The organism is Saccharomonospora sp. NPDC046836 (genome assembly GCF_040645195.1).
Lineage (GTDB): Bacteria > Actinomycetota > Actinomycetes > Mycobacteriales > Pseudonocardiaceae > Prauserella_A.
Genome location: NZ_JBEYXW010000023.1, coordinates 1 through 15,441, shown reverse-complemented (window position 1 = coordinate 15,441; position 15,441 = coordinate 1). Strand labels below are relative to the sequence as shown.

13 protein-coding genes are annotated in these 15,441 nt (G+C 68.6%); 5 read left to right on the top strand and 8 right to left on the bottom strand.

From position 1 onward, the window contains the following. The first annotated feature begins 396 nt into the window (after nucleotides 1–396). From ABZ863_RS23850 to ABZ863_RS23830, 5 genes are read left to right on the top strand one after another with little or no spacing between them, the layout of a single operon-like run. A complete protein-coding gene (locus ABZ863_RS23850; RefSeq protein WP_358539447.1) occupies nucleotides 397–1,959 on the top strand; it encodes an ABC transporter substrate-binding protein in 1,563 nt (520 codons plus the stop codon). Between the two features lie 13 nt (nucleotides 1,960–1,972). Further along, nucleotides 1,973–2,992, top strand: coding sequence for an ABC transporter ATP-binding protein (locus ABZ863_RS23845; RefSeq protein ID WP_358539445.1), 1,020 nt, complete (start codon nucleotides 1,973–1,975; stop codon nucleotides 2,990–2,992). Next, a complete protein-coding gene (locus ABZ863_RS23840) occupies nucleotides 2,982–4,025 on the top strand; it encodes an oligopeptide/dipeptide ABC transporter ATP-binding protein (RefSeq protein WP_358539443.1) in 1,044 nt (347 codons plus the stop codon). Before ABZ863_RS23845 ends, ABZ863_RS23840 begins: the two co-directional genes overlap by 11 nt. Beyond that, a complete protein-coding gene (locus tag ABZ863_RS23835; RefSeq protein WP_358539440.1) occupies nucleotides 4,022–4,984 on the top strand; it encodes an ABC transporter permease in 963 nt (320 codons plus the stop codon). Before ABZ863_RS23840 ends, ABZ863_RS23835 begins: the two co-directional genes overlap by 4 nt. Beyond that, nucleotides 4,981–5,898: an ABC transporter permease gene (locus ABZ863_RS23830; protein ID WP_358539437.1), complete on the top strand. Its 918-nt coding sequence runs from the start codon at nucleotides 4,981–4,983 to the stop codon at nucleotides 5,896–5,898. The genes ABZ863_RS23835 and ABZ863_RS23830 overlap by 4 nt, the downstream gene beginning before the upstream one ends. A gap of 183 nt (nucleotides 5,899–6,081) precedes the next feature. On the opposite strand, the gene ABZ863_RS23825 is transcribed toward ABZ863_RS23830, so the two are convergent. From ABZ863_RS23825 to ABZ863_RS23790, 8 genes are all read right to left on the bottom strand, one after another. Beyond that, entirely contained in the window at nucleotides 6,082–7,092 is a 1,011-nt protein-coding gene (locus ABZ863_RS23825; protein ID WP_358539434.1) for an amidohydrolase family protein, read from the bottom strand. 14 nt (nucleotides 7,093–7,106) lie between these two features. Next, nucleotides 7,107–8,201, bottom strand: coding sequence for an alcohol dehydrogenase catalytic domain-containing protein (locus tag ABZ863_RS23820; RefSeq protein WP_358539610.1), 1,095 nt, complete (start codon nucleotides 8,199–8,201; stop codon nucleotides 7,107–7,109). Between the two features lie 5 nt (nucleotides 8,202–8,206). Continuing rightward, nucleotides 8,207–9,556 (bottom strand): AMP-binding protein, encoded by a 1,350-nt coding sequence (locus ABZ863_RS23815; RefSeq protein ID WP_358539430.1) that lies wholly within the window; start codon nucleotides 9,554–9,556, stop codon nucleotides 8,207–8,209. Nucleotides 9,557–9,665: 109 nt separating this feature from the next. Next, entirely contained in the window at nucleotides 9,666–10,778 is a 1,113-nt protein-coding gene (locus ABZ863_RS23810; RefSeq protein WP_358539427.1) for an NDMA-dependent alcohol dehydrogenase, read from the bottom strand. Further along, nucleotides 10,775–11,758 (bottom strand): TIGR03560 family F420-dependent LLM class oxidoreductase, encoded by a 984-nt coding sequence (locus tag ABZ863_RS23805; protein WP_358539425.1) that lies wholly within the window; start codon nucleotides 11,756–11,758, stop codon nucleotides 10,775–10,777. The genes ABZ863_RS23810 and ABZ863_RS23805 overlap by 4 nt, the downstream gene beginning before the upstream one ends. After that, the gene (locus ABZ863_RS23800; protein ID WP_358539423.1) at nucleotides 11,745–13,217 is read right to left on the bottom strand and encodes an aldehyde dehydrogenase family protein; all 1,473 of its coding nucleotides are present in this window, start codon (nucleotides 13,215–13,217) and stop codon (nucleotides 11,745–11,747) included. The genes ABZ863_RS23805 and ABZ863_RS23800 overlap by 14 nt, the downstream gene beginning before the upstream one ends. Nucleotides 13,218–13,246: 29 nt before the next feature. Beyond that, on the bottom strand, nucleotides 13,247–14,356 hold the full coding sequence (locus ABZ863_RS23795; protein WP_358539420.1) for an NDMA-dependent alcohol dehydrogenase: 1,110 nt from the start codon (nucleotides 14,354–14,356) through the stop codon (nucleotides 13,247–13,249). A 129-nt stretch (nucleotides 14,357–14,485) separates the two neighbouring features. Then, a complete protein-coding gene (locus ABZ863_RS23790) occupies nucleotides 14,486–15,439 on the bottom strand; it encodes a PDR/VanB family oxidoreductase (RefSeq protein ID WP_358539417.1) in 954 nt (317 codons plus the stop codon). Nucleotides 15,440–15,441 lie beyond the last annotated feature (2 nt).

Sequence of the window (15,441 nt, the reverse complement as noted above, 5' to 3'; positions counted from 1 at the left end):
TCCCCCGCTCCAGCGCGCGAGTCCCCCGCGCGGGCACGCGAGTCCCCCGCTCCGAATTCCGAATGTCGTGGTGTGCGAGAATTCCTCTATGCGGAAGTCCTGCTTGGACACCGCCGATGCCCGGCTACGACAAATGACTCGCCGCGGTTCGGACAATTATCCAGAACAGATCGATTGATTGGTCTCTTCGCACGCCTCGTCCCGGCTGCCATTGTCTATTTAGGACCGTCACGGTATGGTAACGAACTACTAGCCATCGGTTGCGTCGGCGAGTTTCTGCCGCATGGTGGTGTCCGACTGCATTCGAGCCATGTCTCCCCACTTCATTTTCTTTCCATGATTCTTTTTTGGGGGTAAGGAGAGTGAGTCCCAGTGCCACAATGGAGTGCGCCTCGTGTGACCGCGCTGTTGTGCGTCGCAGTGCTCGTCGCCAGCTGCGGTAGCGGCGGCGACGATTCGCCGGAGGGCGATCCCGGTCAGCCCCGCCACGGCGGGAGCATTACCGTGCAGCAACCCTTCGAACCAGGGCGTGGCCTCAACTTCCTCGTCAGCGACGACCCTTCGCTGATGCAGATCCTGTCCGGGACGGTCTACAGCAAACTGGTGGACCTTCGTACCGGGGAGGGCGTCACGAAGGTCGAGATCGTGCCCGACCTGGCAACGGAGTGGACGGTGTCCGAAGACGGGCTGACCTACACGTTCGACCTCCGCGATGACGTGACCTGGCAGAACGTCCCGCCGGTCAGTGGGAGGCCGTTCACCGCCGACGACGTGGTGGCGACCTTCGAAGGCCTGAAGGCGAGCCAGTCAACCCACAAATGGATGGCTGAGCCAATCGAGAGCATCAAGGCCGAAGGCGACCACCGGGTCGTCTTCGAACTGAGCCATCCGTACGCGCCCTTCCTGGAGTACATGGCGCACCATTTCAACGTGATCCTTCCGCGGGAAGGGGTCGACGGCGAGTTCGACATGGCCACCAAGGCGATCGGCACCGGCCCGTTCATGGTGGACAGCCACAAGCCGGACGTGGAATGGGTACTCAAGCGCAATCCGGACTACTACGAGGACGGCAAGCCCTATCTCGACGAGATCCGGCTGCCGATCATCAGCGACAGCGCGGCGGTCACTGCCGCCCTGCGCAGCGGCCGGCTCGACATCGGCGCGCAGCCGTTCGACGTCATCGAGAACACCTTCCGGGACAACAACGACTTCACCGTCACCGAGCGGGCGGCCGACTTCGTGAGCTTCGACATCAACACCACCCGGGCACCGTTCACCGATCCGCGCGTGCGCAGAGCCATCATGATGGCCATCGACTGGGAGAACATGGGCGAGAACACCCGCGGCAAGATGAACTACACCTCGTTGCTGCGCCCCGAGATCAGCGATGCGGCGCTCACGGGCGAGCAGGTGCGGGAGCTGCGGCCCTATGATCCCGAGCGCGCGCGGCAGCTACTCGCCGAAGCCGGTTACCCCAACGGTTTCCAGACGACCCTGCTGGTGCAGAAGCTCAGTGACGCCGACATCCGCGAGGGTGAGTGGATCGTCGCCGACCTCGCGGAGGTCGGCATCGACGCCGAGATCAGCACCCTCGACCCGGCCACTGCGATCTGGCGACGCCGCGATCACCAGTTCGACCTCAGCAAGGCCGCCCGTGCGGTGATCTTCCCGGATCAGACCATTCAGGACTATCGCAGCGGGTCGGCGGAGAACTACGCGGCCATCTCCGATCCCCAGGTGGACCAGATGATCGCCGAATCGCGGACGACGCTCGACGACGAGGATCGCAACCAGATCTATCGCGATTTCCAGGAACACATGGAAACCGAGGTGGCAGGCTCCGTCCTGCCCGTCCAGTACTACCAGTTCTGGGCCGTGAACAACCGGGTGCAGAACTACTACCAGTCCCCCATCTACCACGGACGCCGCTACGCCGACATGTGGGTCACCGGCGATTAGGAGGAGCGTGAGCATGCGGGAGGCACCACTGCTCGACGTGAGCAACCTGCGTGTCCGGTTCTCGACGCGCCACGGGCGGGTCGAGGCTGTCAGCGACATGTCGTTCACCGTCGACGAGGGCGAGACGGTGGCGATCGTCGGCGAGTCCGGTTCCGGAAAGAGTGTCACAGCACTGTCCATCATGGGGCTGCTGGACTCGGGCCGTATTGACGAGGGATCGATCCGGTTCCGCGGCGAGGACATCGCCGCGGCCGGACCGAAGCGGATGCGGGAGATCCGTGGTGAGGAGATCGCGATGGTCTTCCAGAACCCGATGGCCGCTCTCGATCCCCTTTACACGGTCGGCAACCAGGTCGCGGAGGCGATCCGCATCCATCGCGACGTGACGGCGGCCGAGGCGAGGGCTCGCGCCGTGGAACTGCTCAAGGAGGTCGGGCTCCCCGACCCGGAGCGAAGGGCGCGGGCCTACCCGCACGAGCTGTCCGGCGGGCAGCAGCAGCGCGTCGTGATCGCGATCGCACTGTCGTGCAGCCCATCGCTGCTCATCGCCGACGAGCCGACCACGGCCCTGGATGTCACGGTCGAAGCCCAGATCCTGAAACTGATGCGGACCCTCCAGCGCGAGCACGGCACCGCGCTGTTGTTCATCACACACGACATGGGCGTCGTCGCCGAGATGGCCGACAGGGTCGTGGTGATGTATGCCGGGCAGGTCGTCGAGCAGGGCACGGTCGAGCAGGTGCTCGGCGACCCGCGAAATCCCTACACCGCGGCACTTCTGCGGTCGATACCGAGCCCGACGATCAGCCGCGACACCCTCATGCCTGCCATCCGGGGGTCCGTGCCGAACCTGCTCGAGATGCCGTCGGGGTGCCGGTTCCACCCGCGCTGCCCGCAAGCCTTCGACCGCTGCGGCTCCGAGGCACCTCCGCTGTTCAGCCTGCCGGAGCGGCGGGACAGCCGGTGCTGGTCGCACGACGAACCGGCCGCCGGCCTGAGCTCGATCCAGTCAGGAGCAACAGGTGTCAGCTGAGACGACCATCGAGGGACAGGTCGCCGGTGCCGAACAGGAGGTACCCATCCTGGAGGTGCGCGACCTCGTCAAGCACTATCCGATCAGGCAGGGCCCGCTCGGGCGCGGCACAGGCTCCGTGCGCGCGGTCGACGGGGTCTCGTTCAGCATCCCCCGCGGCAGGACCGTCGGCCTGGTCGGCGAGTCGGGATCGGGGAAGTCGACCACCGCGCGGCTCGCCAACCGGCTCATCGAGCCGACATCCGGGCAGGTGTTCTTCGACGGCGACGACCTACTCGCCAAGCGGGGCAGGGAACTCACCGCGCTTCGCCGGCGCATGCAGATGATCTTCCAGGACCCGTACGGGTCACTCAACCCGCGGATGACCGTGCTGAACATCGTCGGCGAGCCGCTGGAGGTGCATGGGGTCGCGCGCGGGAAGGCGCGGGTCGCGCGGGTGGTCGAGCTGCTCGAAACCGTTGGCCTTTCGGGCCGCGACCTCTACCGCTTCCCGCACCAGTTCTCCGGTGGGCAGGCTCAGCGGCTCGGCATCGCCAGGGCGCTGGCGACCAGTCCGGACGTGATCTTCTGTGACGAGTCGGTCTCCGCGCTCGACGTCTCGGTGCAGGCGCAGATCCTGAACCTGCTCAAGCGGTTGCAGCACGAGCACGGGCTCTCCTACCTGTTCATCGCGCACGACCTCAACGTCGTGCGGTACATGGCCGACGAGCTGTGCGTCATGTACATGGGCGAGATCGTCGAGCGCGGTGGCAGCGACGCGGTCTTCGCCGAACCGCTGCACCCCTACACGCAGATGCTGTTGGCGGCCATCCCGGGACACGATCCGACAACGGCCCGTGCCAGGGAACGCGCCACGGCACGGGGTGAGGTGCCCAGCCCCAGCGCGCCCCCGAGCGGGTGCCGCTTCCACACCCGCTGCCCGTTGGCCTTCGACCGGTGCCGGACGGAGGCACCGCGGCTCCAGCCGGGTCCGGAGCCGGGCAGGGCCGCGGCGTGTCACCTGCTCGACACCACCAGCGGGGGCAAGCCATGATCCGGTACCTACTGGGCAGGCTCGGCTACGGCGCCGTGGTTCTGGTGCTCGTCACCGTGTTCGTGTTCATCGCCATGACGTTCATTCCCAGCGATGCCGTCGATCTCATGCTCGCCGACACGGGGGCGTCGGAGGAGCAGGCAGAAGCGCTGCGTACCGAGCTGGGGCTCGACCAACCGGTACACCAGCAGCTGGCCGGTTTTCTCGGTGGCGCGGTACAGGGCGACTTCGGGACATCCTTCTACACCAACGAACCGGTCGTTGACCTGTTTCTCGACCGCGTTCCGGTGACCCTGCAGCTCGGCCTGCTCTCGCTGGCCGTCGGCACGGTCATCGGGGTGGCCTTCGGCATCCTCGCCGCTGTTCGCCGGGGCACCCGGACGGACGGCACGATCCGCGCGGTCGCGGTGGCCGGTCTCTCGGTGCCCAACTACGTCGTGGGTCTGTTGCTGCTGACCGTTCTCGGGCTGTGGTTCGCGTGGTCACCGCCGTTCGTCTACACCAGCCCGACCGAGGACTTCGGGTCCTGGCTTCAGCAGATGGCGCTACCGGCGATCGCGCTCGGTACCTCCGCTGTCGCCGGTACCGCACGGATGACCCGTTCGTCCCTTTTGGAGAATCTCGGCTCGCAGTTCATCCGCACGGTGCGGGCGAAGGGGGCATCGGAACGGCTGGTGCTGTACAAACACGCGCTGCGCAACTCGGTGATCTCCGTCCTCACGCTACTCGGTGTGAACCTGGGAACCGTGCTGGGCGGCACCGTGATCCTGGAGCAGATGTTCTCCCTGCCGGGCACCGGGCAGCTTATCTTCGAGTCGGTGCAGAACCGTGACTACCCCGTCGTGATCGCGTGCACCATCTTCTACGCCGGGTTGTTCGTCGTCACGATGATCATCATTGATCTCCTCTACGCCCTCGTCGATCCGCGTATCCGAGCCGCCAGGGAGGCCGGGAAATGAGCAGTGACGTCATGAGAAGTTCCCTGCCGCCCGCCGGCTCGCCCTTCGAACCACCGCCACGGCGGGTGAACCCCGCGGCCTGGTGGGCGGGTTTGAAGAGGTTCGTGCGGTCCGAGCCCCTCGGCGCGGTGAGCCTCGCGCTCATCACAATCATCGTGCTGGTGGCGGTTTTTGCGCCGCTGGTGGCTCCGTACGACCCGCTGCTGCAGCATCGGACGCGCACCACAGAGGGTCCCTCTGGCGATTTCCTGCTGGGGACCGACGATCTGGGGCGTGACGTACTGAGCCGGCTGATCTACGGGGCTCGCTCCTCGATGATCATCGGCGTCCTGACCACCGCGATCAGCCTGGTACTGGGGACGATCATCGGCGTCGTGTCGGGCTTTCTCGGCAAGACGAAGGATCTGGTGATCCAGCGCGTCATGGACGCCATCCAGTCCGTTCCGCCCCTGGTGCTGCTGCTGTTCATGGCGGTCGTGCTCACCCCGTCCATCGAGGGCACCATCATCGCGCTGGTCATCGTCATCACGCCGTCGTTCAACCGCGTGGCGCGGGCGGAGACGTTGCGCATCAGGGAGGAGCCCTACATCGAGGCAGCCAGGGCGACCGGCGCGAGTGCGCTGCGTATCATGACCCGCCACGTGCTACCGAACATGGTGGCGCCACTGCTGACGATGTCGTCCCTGCTGTTCGCCGGCGTGATCATCGCCGAGTCGGCGCTGAGCTTCCTCGGCATCGGAACGCCGCCTCCGACGCCTTCGTGGGGGCTGATGCTCTCGGAGGGTGTGCGTTACGTGGAGATGGCGCCGTGGATGGTGTTCGCTCCGGGGATCGTGCTGTCGATGGCGGTCTTCGCCTTCAACCTGCTCGGCGACTCGCTGCGCGACTTCCTGGACCCCCGCCTGCACCGCTAGGTCCCAGCGCTCCGGAGCGCGCGAGTCCCCCGCTCCGGAGCGCGAGTCCCCCACTCCAGCACGCGAGTTTCCCACTCCAGCACGCGAGTTGCCCACTCCGGTAGGTACCAAATGCACCCAAGGCCACCTTGGTTGCGTTGAACGCAACCAAGGTGGCCTTGGGGGACAACTACGCCGGCCGGGTCAGTGCGGCGTTGGTGGGTCCACACCCAGCCAGCGGAACGCGTTGAACCAGGTGATGTCGGCGAGCACGTTCTCGGGCAGGTCCAGTGAGCGCAGCGTGCGGCCCGTCGGGTCCTCCCGTGGCATTGCCGGGAAGTCGGAGCCGACGAGCAGCCGGTCCGGCCCGAGCAGGTCGATCAGGTACCGCAGCGCGCGGCGGTCGAACACCAGCGAGTCGTAGTAGAAACGGCGCGCGTAGGCCAGCGGTGACGGGCCGTCGTCGGGGGCGACCGCGCGCTCGGGGACGGGCGGCTCCTCGTTCCAGCTGCCGCCCCAGAAGTACTGGGCGCGCGGCAGCATCAGTGGGAAGCCACCGGCCGCGTGGCTGAACGCGATACGCAGGTCGGGACATTTGGCCGCGGTTCCGCCGGTCACCATCGACGCGGCGGCAAGCGCGCCCTCGACGCCGACCACGTAGGTGCCCATCGCCGAGGCGGGCAGCCGGTCGGTCGGGGTGGGCAGGGCGTGCACGAACACCGCGAGCCCGAGCCGCTGTGCCTCGGCGAAGAACGGCAGGAACCGCTCGTCGCCGATCGAGGCACCGAGCACAGTGGACGCGATCTCGACGCCGCGCAGGCCGAGGTCGCGGATCGTGCTCAGCTCGGCCGCCGCGGCTTCGGGGTCCTGCAGCGGCACGAGCCCGAAGCCGATCAGCCGCGCCGGGTCGGCCGCACAGAACGTCGCGGTGAGCTCGTTGACGTGCCGGGCGAGCGACACACCGTCGGCGATGGCAAGGTCGTAGCGCAGCAGTGGTGGCATCGGCGTCAGCACCTCGACGTCGACCCCCGAGGCGTGCTGCGCCTCGATGCGGCGCTCGGCGTCGAAGAACACGTCGGCGGCGCGGAACCGTGTCGCGCCGAACAACAGCGTCCGCGCGGTGTCGCCGTCGATCGGTTCCATCGCGGGAAAGCACTCCGGCGCGTCGGCCGGGTAGCCGGCCGGCAGGAGGTGGGCATGGGTGTCAACGAGCACCAGTGGTCACTCCTTCAGGAGTTCGGGTGGACCGAGACGTGTACCGCGGCCTCGCCGGGAACATCGCCGGCGAGCGTCTCCATGGCCAGCGCGGCGTCGTCGAGGCCGAACGTGTGCGTGTGCAGCTTCTCCAGTGGGAACCGGCGGGACTCGATGATCGAGATCGCCTCGGCGTAGGCGGTCGCGTCGACACCGTAGGCGCCCACGACGTTCAGCGCCCGGTTGATGATGAGGTCGGTGCGCAGCGGAACGTCCCGGCCGCCCTTGAGTCCGGCCAGCACCACCCGGCCACCATGACGGGCCGACAACAGCGCGTCGGTGACCGGCGCGGTCGCCATCGGCGTCAGCTCCAGCACGACATCGGCCATCGCGCCATCGGTGATCTCCCGGACGCGCTCGACCGTGTTCTCGGCCTCGTCACCGTCCACAACGATCGTGTGGTCCGCGCCGAACTCCTTGGCCAGCGCCAGTTTGTGCGCATCGGCGGCGAGGCCGGTGACGATGATCGTCCCCACGCCGGCGGCCCGCGCCGCGATCACCGAGGCGATCCCGCGCTGACCGCTACCGAGCACCAGCACCGTGTCGCCGAGTCCGGCCTGGCCCAGGTGCACCGCCCAGCGCACACCCGCGCCGAGCGGGTTGAACATCGCCGCGAGCTCGGCAGGCAGCTGGTTGTCCACTTTGTGCAGTACGGCACCCGGGGTGAGATAGAGGTACTCGGCAAGCCCGCCCCACAACGCGGGTGCGGTGTCGATCGGTGTCACACCGTGGCCGAAGGTACGGTTGCGGCACGCCTGGTAGCGGCCGGTCAGGCAGTCGTGGCACGACCGGCACGGCACGATGACCTCCAGCGCCACCCGGTCGCCCGGCTGCACGCCCCACCGCTGCGCGGCGCGCTCGCCGATCTCCTCGATGATGCCGAGCGGCTCGTGTCCGGGGATCGTCGGGGGCGCGTCGGCCCGCATGTGTCCCTTGTACATCTCGACGTCACTGCCGCAGATGCCGTTGGCCTCGACGCGAAGCAGACCGTCGTCGTCCCCGATGCGGGGGCGGGGGAACTCGCGGATCTCGATCTGCCGCGGCCCGACCTGTACCGCCGCACGAACCATGTCTGTCACTGTGGCACCATCCTTGTCAGCCGTGTCTTCGCTTCGGTTCGCTCGATCGAGCCCGGCGGGACGAGCGTGACCGCCGCCCGCACCGAGAGCCGCGACCGGATCGCCGCCTCGATCTCGTGGGCCAGCTGCCCGCGATCCCCCGGTTCCTCGCCCCACTCGGCCTCCACCCGCAGCGGCGGCTCGACCCTGGGGCCCTTGCCCGGCAACACAACCTGCATCGCGCCGGTGGTGCGCGGGTGCATGCCCTGCACGACGTCGCGGATCGCCGAGGGAAAGACGTTGACCCCCAGCAGGATCAGCATGTCGTCTGTGCGCCCGGAGCACCGGATCAGCGGGGCGCCGTCACCGGCGAGCCCGGTGACGAGCACCCGGTCGCCGGTCCGGAACCGCACCAGCGGGCAGCATTCGCGGTCCACGGCGGTGTAGACCAGCTCGCCGGACGCGCCCTCCTCAGGCGCGACCGGCTCCCCGCTGTCGGGGTCGATCAGCTCGACCACGACGTGCCGCCCGCCGGTGAACCGCATGCCGCCGCTGCCCGGCGACTCTCCGAACACGACGTGCCGCCCGCCGGTGAACCGCATGCCGCCGCTGCCCGGCGACTCTCCGAAAAGGACCGGCGCCATGTCGGCGTTGCCGAGCCCTTCGGTGACCGGTGCGCCCCATTCCTGCTCGATGTGGGCACGGAACGCGGGCTCGCCGCCGCCCGGCTCTCCGCCGACGAAAATCTTGCGCAGGCCGAACTCCTTCGGATCGCGCCCGCGGGCTCGCAGGTACTCGGCGAGGTACCTTGCGTAGGAAGGGGTCGAGTGCAGTGCGGTGACCCCCAGCGTCTCCATCGCCAGCACCGCCTTCTCCGACGCGCCCGTGCCGATCGGGATCAGCGTGGCCCCGATCCGCTCCAGCGCGTCGCGGATCGGCAGCCCGCCGACGAACAACGTCAGCCCCGCGGCATGCAGCACCACGTCGTCGCGGGTGGCACCCATCGTGCGGAACGCCCGTGCGACCATGTCGGTCCAGGCTGTGGCGTCCCGGCGGGTGACGCCGACCCAGCTCGGTTTCCCGGTGGTGCCGGTCGAGGCGTGCACCCGGATCACGTCGCCGAGACCGGTACCGGCGTGCCGGCCGAGCGGCGGCGACGCGGCCTGGGAGTCACGCAGCATCTGCTTGGTGGTGAAGGGCAGCTTGCGCAGGTCGTCGAGTACGGCGAACGTCGAGGCGGTGACGCCGTGCTCGGTGAACAGGTCGGCGTAGAACGGCGAGCGCGCGGGCAGCCCTTCCAGCTGAGCGCGCAGCAGCTCGGTCACGGCGTCCTGATCATCGGGCGCCACGAAACTCGGTGTGGCCAAGGCAGTTCCTCCAACAAGCGGTGAGCACTAGGTTGTGTTCATAAGCGGCGGAGCCGCTTGCTGTGGGGCTGGCAGCTTGCGCCGCCACGCAAACCACTTCCAACACTCATTACTCGTGAACAATCACGCCGCGGATGTTTGTGCCGTCGTCGAGGTCGCGGTAGGCGTCGTTGACCTCGTCGAGGCGGTAGCGGCGGGTGATCAGCTCGTCGAGCTTGAGGTCGCCCGAGCGGTACAGGCCGAGTAGCCGGGGAATGTCGTAGAGCGGATTGCAGTCACCGAAGAGCGCGCCGCGTACCTGCCGCTGGTAGCTGATGAGACTGCCGGCATGGACGTGGATGGCCGGCTCGCCCAGCTTGCTGACGGCGGTGACGACGACCTTGCCACCCTTGCCGACCACCTGCACGGCGGCGTTGACGATGTCCTCGGTGACCACGCCCGGCGTGCAGATGGCGTGGTCGGCGAGCTGGCCCCAGGTGGTCTCCACTACGAAGTCGTGTGCCGATCCCGCGTCGGCGAACGTGTGGGTGGCGCCGAACGTCTTCGCCATGTCCCGCTTGAACGCCACCGGATCCACCACGACCACGTTCTTCGCGCCCGCGTACCGGGCACCCTGCACGGCGTTGCTGCCGACGCCGCCTGCACCGTAGATCACCACCGTCTGACCGGCCCGCACTCCCGCGGCGTACACCGCCGAGCCCCAGCCGGTCGGCACGCCGCACCCAACCAGCGCGGCGATCTCGAACGGGATGTCGTCGGCGAGCGGAACGCACGCCCACTCCGACACCACCGCGTACTGCGAGAACGTGCCGAGCGAGCAGAACCCGCCGAGGTCCTCGTCGCCGAGGTGGAACCGGAAGGTGCCGTCGAGAAACATGCCGGTCGCGGCGTTGAGCCCCTTCTCGCACATGTTCTGGTGCCCGGTCGAGCACGGCCGGCAGCCACCACAGGCCGGGATGTAGGAGCAGACGACGCGGTCGCCCACGTTCACCCTGCGGACATCCGGCCCGACGGCCTCGACCACGCCCGCGCCCTCGTGGCCGCCGACGATCGGGAACCGCACCTTGGCGTCGCCATTGGTGATGTGGTGGTCGGAGTGACACAGCCCCGCCGCGGCGAACTTCACGCGCACCTCGTGCGCCTTCGGCTCGTCGAGTCGCAGCTCCGCCTGTTCCCAGCCCAGCTGCGGGCCGCGGGCGATGGCCGCACGTGTCGTTATCATCGGTTACCCCCTACTGGCTCCGGCGCCGCACTGGTCACGTGCGGCAGCACCTCCGCGCCGAGCAGCGCGATGTGGTCAAGGTCGTGGATGTCGTAGATGTGCAGGTAAACGGTGTCGGCACCGGCCTCGCCGAGCGCGAGGACCCGCTCGGTGACCTGCTCGGGCGATCCGATCGCCGCATGTGTGCGCATGAGCTCCGAGCCGATCACCGCCGCGCGGCGCTCCACGTCGGCCGGGGTGGCCCCGCAGGCGACCGGCAGCACGATCGAGCGCCGTGCCTCGTCCGGATCGCGGCCGATCGCCTCGCAGGCGCGGGCGAACACCTCGTAGCGCTGCCGCGGATCGATGCCGAGCGCGGCATTGAACTCGTCGGCGTAGCGCGCGGCGAGAGCCGGTGTCCGTTGTGGACCGCTGCCGCCGATGACGATCGGCGGGTGCGGCGACTGCACTGCCTGCGCAGGGGTGTGGTTCGCCTCGACCCGATAGTGCTTGCCGGAGAAGGAGAAGCCCGCTTCGTCCCCGGTCGTGGTGCCCCAGAGGCCGGTGATGATCGCCAGCTGCTCCTCGAGCCGGTCGAACCGCTCCCCCGTCGACGGGAAGTCGAGCCCGAACGCGGCGTGCTCGCGGGCGTACCATCCCGTGCCGATGCCCAGCTCTGCCCTGCCACCGCTCATCTGGTCCACAGTGGACACGATGGTGGCGACCAGTCCCGGCGCACGGAACGTCGCCGCGGTCACCAGTGACCCGAGCCGCACCCGTTCGGTGTCCCGCGCGAGGCCCGCGAGCGTGGTCCAGCAGTCCGTCGGCAGGTAGCTCTGGTCGGTCGGGTCGACACCGAGCAGGTGATCGGACCGGAAGAACGCGTCGAAGCCCGCCCGCTCGGTGGCGAGCGCGAGCGCGAGGATCTCGTCGTAGCGGGATCCGTGGCGGGGCTCCATGAGCACCCGCATCCGGAGCCCGCCGCCGTCAGGCCGTGCCACGGATCGACACCGTCTTCACCTGGGTGTACGCGAGCACCGCGTCGGCGCCCATCGTCCGCCCGAACCCGCTGCGCTTGTACCCGCCGAACGGGCCGCCGATCACGCCGGAGCCGAGTGCCGCGTTCACCGCCACCTGGCCGGCCTGCAGGCCCCGCGCCATCCGTACCGCGCGGCCGACGTCGCGTGTCCACACCGAGGCGACCAGCCCGTAGTCGGTGCCGTTCGCCACGGCGAGCGCATCGACCTCGCCGTCGACGGGAATGACCGAGAGGACCGGGCCGAAGATCTCCTCCTGCGCGATGCGCATACCGGGCTCGACCCGGTCGAACAGCGTGGGTTGGACGAAGAACCCCCGCTCGAACACCTCCCCGTCGGGAACTCCCCCGCCGACCACGAGCTCCGCGCCCTCCTCCTGACCGGACCGCACGTACCCGAGCACCCGGGAGTGCTGCTTGGCGTTGATCAGCGGGCCCATCCGCACCGGTTCGTACCACGGCCCGACCGACACCCGCGCCATCTCCTCGGCGAGGCGGCGCACCACCTCGGCGTGTACCGCCCGATCGACGACGACGCGAGAGCCCGCGGCGCAGATCTGTCCGGTGTTGAGCGTGATGCCTGCGACGATGGCCGGGATGGCGGCGTCCAGGTCCGCATCGCCGAAGATGACCTGCGGTGACTTGCCGCCGAGTTCGAGGTGCAGTGGCACGAGGTTCGTCGCGCACGCCTGCATGACCGCGGCGCCGGTGGCCGGCGAGCCGGTGAAGCTCATCCGGCGGATTCCCGGGTGAACCGGGATCGCCGCCCCCGCCTCGGGGCCGTAGCCGGTGACCACGTTGAGCACGCCGGGCGGTATTCCCGCGTCGACCGCGAGGCGCGCCAGTGCCAGTGGGGTGAGCGGCGCGTCCTCGGCCGGTTTGATCACGATGGTGTTGCCCGCGGCGATCGCGGCACCGGCGTCGTTGACGAACATGGGTCCGGGCGCGTTCCACGGGATCACGCTGCCCACCACGCCGTACGGTTCGCGCAGCGTCAGCCCCAGCACGTCGGGACTGTGCGTGGGCAGCGACAGGCCGCTGACCTTGTCGGCCTGGCCCGCGATGAACCGGAGAATCCTGGCCATGGGTGGGGTGCCCCAGTGCGGGCGGCCGACCTCCTGTGACTCCAGCCGGTCCAGCTCGTTCTCGTGCTGCTCGATCAGCTCGGCCCAGCGCAGGATCAGTGCGCCGCGGGTGGTCGCGTCGGTGTCCCGCCAGGCCGGGAACGCCGCGGCCGCGGCCTGCACAGCGGCGTCGACGTCGGCCGTTGTGCCGCGTGGCACCCTGGCCAGCACCTCCTGGTTCGCCGGGTTGAGCACCTCGATGGTGTCGCCGCTGACCGCGGGGACCCACTCACCGGCGATGAGGTGGGCGCCCTCGATGATCAGCGTGGCGACATTCGACTCGGTTGGGGCGATCGTCATTGGTCGGCTCCTCGGGTTTGACGACGAGCTCAGTGCTCGTGAACGATGACGCCGCGAATGTTCTTGCCGCCCAGCATGTCCGCGTACCCGTCGTTGACCTCGTCGAGCCGGTAGCGGCGGGTGACCAGCTCGTCGAGCTTGAGGTCGCCGGAGCGGTACAGGCCGAGCAGCCGGGGGACGTCGTAGAGCGGGTTGCAGCCACCGAAGATCGCGCCCTGCACACGCCGCTGGTAGCCGATGAGCATGCCGGCCGGGGCCGCGACCGAACCGTTGCCGACCGCGGTGATCGTCACCTGACCGCTCTTGCCGACGACCTGGATCGCGCGGTCGATCACCTCGTCATGCAGCACGCCGACGGTGATGATGGCGTGGTCGGCGAGCTGGCCCCAGGTGGTCTCCACCACGAACTCGTGCGCAGCCTCCGCATCGCCGAACGTGTGCGTGGCACCGAACACCTTCGCCATGTCCTGCTTGAACGGCACCGGATCCACCACGACCACGTTCTTCGCCCCGGCATACCGGGCACCCTGCACGGCGTTGCTGCCGACCCCACCGGAGCCGTAGATCACGACCGTCTGCCCGGCCCGCACCCCGGCCGCGTGCACCGCCGACCCCCATCCGGTCGGCACCCCACAGCCCACCAGCGCGGCGACGTCGAACGGGATGTCCTCGGGGATGACGATGCAGGAGAACTCGGACACCACGGCGTACTGCGAGAACGTGCCGAGCACGCACAGCCCGCCGAGGTCCTCGCCGTCGTGGTGGAACCGGAACGTGCCGTCGGCGAACATACCGGTGGAGGCGTTCTTGCCCTCGTCGCACAGGTTCTGGCGGCCTGTCGAGCAGTAGCGGCACGCGCCGCAGGCGGGGATGAACGAGCACACGACGTGGTCGCCGATCGCGACCCGTGTCACCCCTTCGCCGACGGCTTCGACGATCCCTGCGCCCTCGTGGCCGCCGACCACGGGGAAGCGCATCCGCGCGTCCCCTTTCTGGATGTGGTCGTCGGAGTGACACAGCCCCGCGGCGAAGAACTTGATCCTGACCTCGTTGGCCTTCGGCTCGTCCAGTTCGAGATCGGCGATCTCCCACGGTCGGCCCGGCTCCCGGCAGATGGCAGCGCGCGTGGTGATGCTCATTGGGCACCCTTTCCCTCTGGGGCCGGTGTGCGACCCCCGTGGCACTCTCAACCATGCCGGACCGCGAAGCGGCAGGGCGAGAGTGCTTTCACGTCACGGAAAGGGAGCTACAGCGAAATCGCCCGGTGGTCACAGATCCAGGACGAGGCGGCCGGATTTAGCCCGCGACACGCAGATCATCATGATGTCGCCCGCATCGCGCTCCTCGTCGGTGAGCACGCAGTCACGGTGTTCCACGTCTCCGTCGAGGACCGTGGTCTCGCACGAACCACAGATACCTTCGGTGCACGACGAGATCACCGGCACGCCCGCCTTCTCCACGGCGTCGAGGATGGACACACCCGGCGGGACGTCGATGGTGAACCCCGAGCCACGCAACTCCACCTCGAACGCGTGGTCGTCGAGATCGGTGGCAGGCGCGGCTGCCGCGAAACGTTCGACGTGCAGGGACCCGGCAGGCCAGCGCTCGCAGTGCTCCTCGACGGCATCGATGAGTCCTGCCGGGCCGCAGCAGTAGACCACAGTGGACTCCGCGGGTGCACCGAGAATCGTTGCCAGGTCGAGCAGACCGGCCTCGTCCTGCGGTGTGACCACGACATGGTCACCGTAGGTTTCGAGCTCGCCGAGGAAGGCCATGGACGCCAGGCTCCGTCCGCCGTAGTGCAGCACCCATTCCGCTCCGGACGCGCGCGCCTGAGCCAGCATGGGCAGCAGCGGCGTGATCCCGATGCCGCCGGCGATGAACACGTACCGGGGCGATGGCACGAGCGGGAAGTTGTTCCGTGGACCGCGAACCCGCAGTGTCGTGCCGTCGCGTGCGTGCTCGTGGATCCAGCGCGAGCCGCCGCGGCTGTCCGGTTCCTGCAGGACGCCGATGCGCCAGGCCGCACGGTCGTCGACGGAGCCGCTCAACGAGTACTGGCGGATGAGACCGTCCGGCAGCATGACGTCGATGTGGGCGCCGGGCTCCCATGGAGGCAATGGCTCGCCTGTGGACAGTCCTAGTTCGAGTGTCACGACGCCGTCGGACTCGGTACGGCGGGAAAGGACGACCAGGTCGCCGTCGAACGCAGATGTGGTCATGT

Coding starts and splice junctions, on each gene's coding strand:
- ABZ863_RS23835 (WP_358539440.1), top strand. CDS start 4,022: ATGATCCGGTACCTACTGGGCAGGCTCGGCTACGGCGCCGTGGTTCTG.
- ABZ863_RS23790 (WP_358539417.1), bottom strand. CDS start 15,439: ATGACCACATCTGCGTTCGACGGCGACCTGGTCGTCCTTTCCCGCCGT.
- ABZ863_RS23795 (WP_358539420.1), bottom strand. CDS start 14,356: ATGAGCATCACCACGCGCGCTGCCATCTGCCGGGAGCCGGGCCGACCG.
- ABZ863_RS23820 (WP_358539610.1), bottom strand. CDS start 8,201: ATGGTTCGTGCGGCGGTACAGGTCGGGCCGCGGCAGATCGAGATCCGC.
- ABZ863_RS23830 (WP_358539437.1), top strand. CDS start 4,981: ATGAGCAGTGACGTCATGAGAAGTTCCCTGCCGCCCGCCGGCTCGCCC.
- ABZ863_RS23800 (WP_358539423.1), bottom strand. CDS start 13,217: ATGACGATCGCCCCAACCGAGTCGAATGTCGCCACGCTGATCATCGAG.
- ABZ863_RS23845 (WP_358539445.1), top strand. CDS start 1,973: ATGCGGGAGGCACCACTGCTCGACGTGAGCAACCTGCGTGTCCGGTTC.
- ABZ863_RS23810 (WP_358539427.1), bottom strand. CDS start 10,778: ATGATAACGACACGTGCGGCCATCGCCCGCGGCCCGCAGCTGGGCTGG.